Raw genomic sequence first — 5,035 nt, 5'->3', positions numbered from 1 at the left:
AACGTCCGTGTCATTTGGCAAGTGGCGAAAATCTTTCTGACTGGAAATCATGATGAATCAGAATAATCTTTCACAGAGTGGTCCTGTGGCGCTTAACGATGCAGGTATAGCCTCAAACATAAAGAGCTTGGAAGAACAAATTGAGGAGCATAACCTAGCTTTTGATGCGGCCAACTCTATATTCTCCAAAGTTGAGTCTGGGCTGAGTAATATCGCTTTTAATTATTGGTATCCCCCTCATCTGTACCCTCAGATTTACCACGCTCCGCAAATGCAGGCATTTGCACCGCCTATTCAAACCTATCAACCATTCTTTATGACATCATACCTGCTTGGTTTTGCTCCGTATGGAGATACAAGAAGGCTTTTGATCAAGAAGGTTACTTCAAAATATGATTTCCTTCGGTTTCCTAATGGGACAGTGTTTTATGACCCTATCTCAGGCGCACATACATATAAGGTAGAAGATCAAGTTGAAGATCCTGTTCCTGTAGCAGATTCATCAAGAGAAGTGCGAATTATGGTCATTCAAAATCTCCATTCTTTTTTTGATGCTTTGCATCAATCAATAGGAGTGGATACAGATAGACTGAGAAAGGCAATCGATTCTTCTGTTAAAGTTTAAATACTTCTTGCCCTGAAGGTTAATTACAATCTTTGGGGCTTTTCTATTCCTTAAATCAATATTAACGCTGGATTAGTACAAGTACTATTCAGCTCCCAGCAAAGGAGTATTGCTGTAATTCTCAACAGCTATAAGCAGGAGATAATGAGTGCTACTTTTTGTCTTTCCGAAGGTGCCCCTTCAAAAACAATATTCAGATCGGAACTTCTACATATTAACGTAATGTCGTTCGTATGACAGACACTTATACTGGCAGAAAGGATATATTGAGCTTATGCCCTGTCGCTGCTGCATACTTCTTCAGCATCCCCAGGCTGGGAAGTGTTTTGCTGTTTGAGCTCTCCAAGCGAGAGATGCTTGTTTTTTGTGTGCCGATAACTTGTGCGATCTCTTCCTGAGTCATTCCAGCCTCTTGGCGCATGCGAATAAGCTCACGCCGCAGAGCAAAAAACTCTTCATGTTCTGAAAAAACGTTCTGGATTTCTTCTTTTTCCAGAGCTTTATCCCGATATTCCTTATAACTTAACTTGGCCATTTTTGACCTCCTTCAAGCGCTGATAACCAATATCCAAGTCTTTTTTAGGTGTCTTTTGTGATTTCTTCTGGAATATGTGCAAAATCACTAACTTATTCTGTTTAACAGAGCAAAAAAGCCCTCGACCCTGTCCTTCTGCTCCATGAGCTCTGATTTCAAAAAGGCCTCGTCCCATTGACTTGGTATGAGGCTCTCCAAGGGCGGGACCATACACTTCAACTTGATCCAAAAGATCAATAAAGTCGGCCTGGATCCCTGCAGGAAGGGATTCCATTTCCTTCATGACTTTTTTGCTGTAGAAGTGGATTTCCCACTGAGCACTTTTCATGCAGTTTAGGTTAGCAATATTGTTAACTTCTCTCAAGAGACTCTTATCTCGCGGAGGGGTTTCCGGTGAGTTTGGAGGAGGATTTTTTATTCTTTTTTGCTATCTATAAATCTATTTACAGAATTTTTTTTGGTGGTCTTTGAGGCGATTGCTGTATCTCGGGGACCCCTCTTCCAGAACGATGCTCGCATATGTTTTCATGCATCGAAGAAAATCAACTGTCACAATAGAGTGCAAAAAAGCCCATTAAAAGGCTTTGCAGCCCAGCCTTCTAGTATAGGTTTTAGTGTAAGTCATGAAATCACAACGGACCCCAGTATGTGGCCCCTAAGAAGGGCTGACACTTTCCCTTTTCCGTCGCCATACATTTTTATCCATTGTTTCATGAAGAGCGGGAAAGTTCTTTCTATCAAACACTGGATTTTTACCCGCTTTGTACTGGGATTCAAAATCCTCCAGCAGTAGAAAGGCCTGTTTGGAGAGAATCAGAATGGCGGTCAGGTTTACCAGTGTCATAAAGCCCATAGTCACATCCGCAAGTGCCCATACCAGAGGCAGGCTTCCTACCGCTCCCCAATACACCATCATCAATACAAAGAACCGGTACACAGTTACCCACTGATCCTTGTTGTGAATAAACCGGAGGCTGGATTCTCCGTAATAGGTGTTAGCGACAATGGATGTGAAACCGAACAGCAATGTTGTCAGCGCGATAAAGGGCTTACCAAAGCTACCCATGGTGGTGTCCATAGCGTTTTGAGTGAGCACGATGCCAGTTTCTCCTTCAAGGCCATACGGAACACCGGATAGCAGGATAATGGCTGCGGTGCAGGAGCAGATCACAATCGTGTCAAAGAATACACTGAACATGGATACCAGCCCCTGAGTCACGGGGTGATCAGGGTAAGGTGTGGCGATAGCGTGAAGATTTGGCCCACTGCCCATGCCAGCCTCGTTGGAGAACAGCCCTCTGCGAATTCCGTGGGCAATAGCCTGGGATATCAGATAGCCAGTACCGCCGGCTACAGCGTGATCCAGTCCAAAGGCGCTGCGGAAGATCAAAGTAATAATGGCAGGCAGCTGCTCGATATGGATAAGGGTGATAATCAGAGCGATAGAGATATAAGCTACGGCCATAAAGGGTACGAACTTCTCAGCGAAGGAGGCAATACCGTGGATGCCTCGATAAATAATCAGGGCCGAGAGAGCCACGAGGCCGATGGCGATAATTTCATGGGGAACACTGAAGGCTTCTTTCATCGCTGCAGCTACAGAGTTGGCCTGTACTGCATTAAAGGAAAAACCGAAGGCGCTGATCAGGCATAAGGAGAAGATTATACCCAGCCAGCGCTGCCCAAGGGCTTTCTCAATATAGTAAGCGGGGCCTCCACGGAAAGAACCATCTTCGTTTTTGGTTTTGTAAATCTGGGCCATGGTGTTTTCAACAAAGGCTGTTGCCATGCCCAGCAAGGCCATCACCCACATCCAGAAGATAGCACCGGGGCCGCCAAGGCTGATGGCGATAGCCACACCAGCCAGGTTGCTGGTTCCTACATGGGAGGCGAGGCTGGTGCACAGGGCCTGAAAGGTAGAGATGCCTTTATTCTGATCCTGATCGGTGGCGCGGGAATGTAATAACAGGCGGGTGGCCAGAGGCAGCAGGCGAAACTGAATAAACCGGCTGCGCAGAGTGAACCAGATGCTGGCTCCCAGAAGAAAATACACCAGGCCATAATCCCACATCGCGGCGTTAACTGTTGTTATAGCGTCGACATTCATCAGGTATTCCCCCTGTGGTACTGGTTTTTTTTATAATTGTGACCAGTTTTCTTTTTGTGAAATTCGTTATAATCCGTCCGACAATTATAAGCCTGCGTAGGGACTTCTGTGGTTTTAAGCCCTAAGGATTTTGATAGTGACAGACAGGTTTTATCGCGTTTACTTTAGCGTAGCTCCTGCCTCAGGAGAGCCGCGCGTTGAAACATTACTTCCAACCCTTCTCAAGATGGGGATTATGCCTGTATGGCCAGATCGCCAGTCCTGCTGGAGCGATCGCAAGAGCCTGATTGATAGTTGTGACTATCTGGTTATGCTCAGTGGCCATGTTTATATCCCTCGTCCGCCATCTGGAGTGAGCTGGCAACACAGGGAGCTAAATCACGCTGTTATACGAAGAATTCCTGTGTTCTCTGGTCTTTTGGCAGAAAATAAGCTGGTTGGTTCCGTTCCGGATGACATGCAGGCAAGGCTGGCTTCCTTTCGCTCCCAGTTTGAAGGCAGCGAGTCGATGATCTGGGAAGAGCGCAAAGACATCCCGGCTTTATTCCAGCAGGCATGGCCCGGCTTTGTTAAGGCTCACCCGGCTTCCGGGTGGGTAAAGGCCGGATCTGCGCGGGCTACACCGGTTTTCGAGGAGAAGGCGCTGGAGTTCATGCCGCTGGCGGCAGAGTCTCTCGTTATCGGTGAAGAGCGGCCGGAAACGGCGACTGGGGATTTAGATACCAGTGACTGGCTGCAAACCCAGGAGCAATTTTCCTTCCGTTGCCATATTTATGTGGGTGGGAACTGTCAGGCGGTTGAGCAGAACCTGTCACTTAAGTGGGCGGATATCTGCAGTGCGTTTCTGGCTCCACTCTCCCCCCGAGCCAGTGAAGATCGCATTAACCGGGAACTTTCAGAATTACTGGCAGAGCGTTTTTCCAAAAGCATTCTGGCCAGTTATTCGCAGGCCCATGCTGCAGCTGATTTCGTTTTTTCAGAAACCGCTATGCGTAAAATTCGGCTGAAATTGCGCCGCTCTGGATTAGTTCGCAAAGACACCCAGGCCTCCACCCGCCACTTTCAAGTGTGGATGGTAACGCCTGCTGGTAAGCAGTTGTTAGCCCGCCCCGGTGCAGTCGTGTAAGGCGTCGTACCTGCCCTGCTTATTATTTTTTATGCTCAACCTCCCCAAGGCTGTTATTCTGTGGGGTCAATTTACTGGGAAACCCCTTTTATGACTGCAACTGATGCACAGGCCGCTTTGGAAAAGACCGTAGCGGATAAAAAAGTCGTTCTGATTCACTACACCCTGAAAGACGAAGAAGGGGAGCTGGTGGATAGCTCCGAGGGTCAGGAGCCTCTGGCCTACATTCACGGTATTGGCAACATTGTTGAAGGGCTGGAAAACGCCCTGGCGGGTAAAACTGTCGGTGAAAAGCTGTCTGTCACTGTTGAGCCTGCAGAAGGTTACGGTGAGTTTGATGAGAGCCTGGTTCAACCTGTTCCCCGTGAGCAGTTTGGCGAGCACGAAGTGACGGTTGGTCAGCAATTCCATGCTGACACGGCTGTTGGTCCACGTATCGTTACAGTGATGGCTATCGAGGGCAACGACGTAATCATTAACGCCAACCACGAGCTGGCGGGTATGGAACTGCACTTTGCAGTGGAAGTGGTTGATGTGCGTGATGCCACAGCGGATGAGCTGGAACATGGCCACGTTCACGGGCCAGGCTGCGATCACTGATCCGTAGTCTTATAAGTACCCGGATCATTGCTTTCGCATAGT

At 47.8% G+C, this 5,035-nt stretch carries 6 protein-coding genes; 3 read left to right on the top strand and 3 right to left on the bottom strand.

Features of this window, described 5'->3' with window-relative positions:
* The first annotated feature begins 49 nt into the window (after window positions 1–49).
* A complete protein-coding gene (locus tag E1189_RS03060; RefSeq protein ID WP_155158578.1) occupies window positions 50–625 on the top strand; it encodes a hypothetical protein in 576 nt (191 codons plus the stop codon).
* Between the two features lie 244 nt (window positions 626–869).
* Here E1189_RS03060 and E1189_RS03055 read toward each other — a convergent pair whose 3' ends face one another.
* The 3 genes from E1189_RS03055 to E1189_RS03045 all read right to left on the bottom strand — a co-directional run bounded on the left by E1189_RS03055 (window position 870) and on the right by E1189_RS03045 (window position 3,267).
* Complete coding sequence (locus E1189_RS03055; RefSeq protein WP_155158577.1) at window positions 870–1,160, bottom strand: helix-turn-helix domain-containing protein; 291 nt, start codon at window positions 1,158–1,160, stop codon at window positions 870–872.
* The gene (locus tag E1189_RS03050) at window positions 1,141–1,524 is read right to left on the bottom strand and encodes a type II toxin-antitoxin system RelE/ParE family toxin (protein ID WP_230460098.1); all 384 of its coding nucleotides are present in this window, start codon (window positions 1,522–1,524) and stop codon (window positions 1,141–1,143) included. The genes E1189_RS03055 and E1189_RS03050 overlap by 20 nt, the downstream gene beginning before the upstream one ends.
* 291 nt (window positions 1,525–1,815) lie before the next feature.
* Window positions 1,816–3,267 carry an alanine/glycine:cation symporter family protein gene (locus E1189_RS03045; RefSeq protein ID WP_230460097.1) on the bottom strand — a complete coding sequence of 484 codons (1,452 nt, stop codon included), beginning with the start codon at window positions 3,265–3,267 and terminating at the stop codon, window positions 1,816–1,818.
* Between the two features lie 136 nt (window positions 3,268–3,403).
* Between E1189_RS03045 and E1189_RS03040 the strand changes: the two genes are divergently transcribed.
* Both E1189_RS03040 and E1189_RS03035 read left to right on the top strand, forming a co-directional pair.
* A complete protein-coding gene (locus tag E1189_RS03040) occupies window positions 3,404–4,393 on the top strand; it encodes a DUF4062 domain-containing protein (RefSeq protein WP_155158576.1) in 990 nt (329 codons plus the stop codon).
* A 90-nt stretch (window positions 4,394–4,483) separates the two neighbouring features.
* Window positions 4,484–4,993, top strand: a complete 510-nt coding sequence (locus E1189_RS03035; RefSeq protein WP_155158575.1) for an FKBP-type peptidyl-prolyl cis-trans isomerase — start codon at window positions 4,484–4,486, stop codon at window positions 4,991–4,993.
* The last annotated feature ends 42 nt before the right edge of the window (window positions 4,994–5,035 follow it).

Source organism: Parendozoicomonas verongulae, from assembly GCF_009711465.1.
Classification (GTDB): domain Bacteria; phylum Pseudomonadota; class Gammaproteobacteria; order Pseudomonadales; family Endozoicomonadaceae; genus Sansalvadorimonas; species Sansalvadorimonas verongulae.
This window is presented reverse-complemented; position numbering and strand designations above follow the sequence as displayed.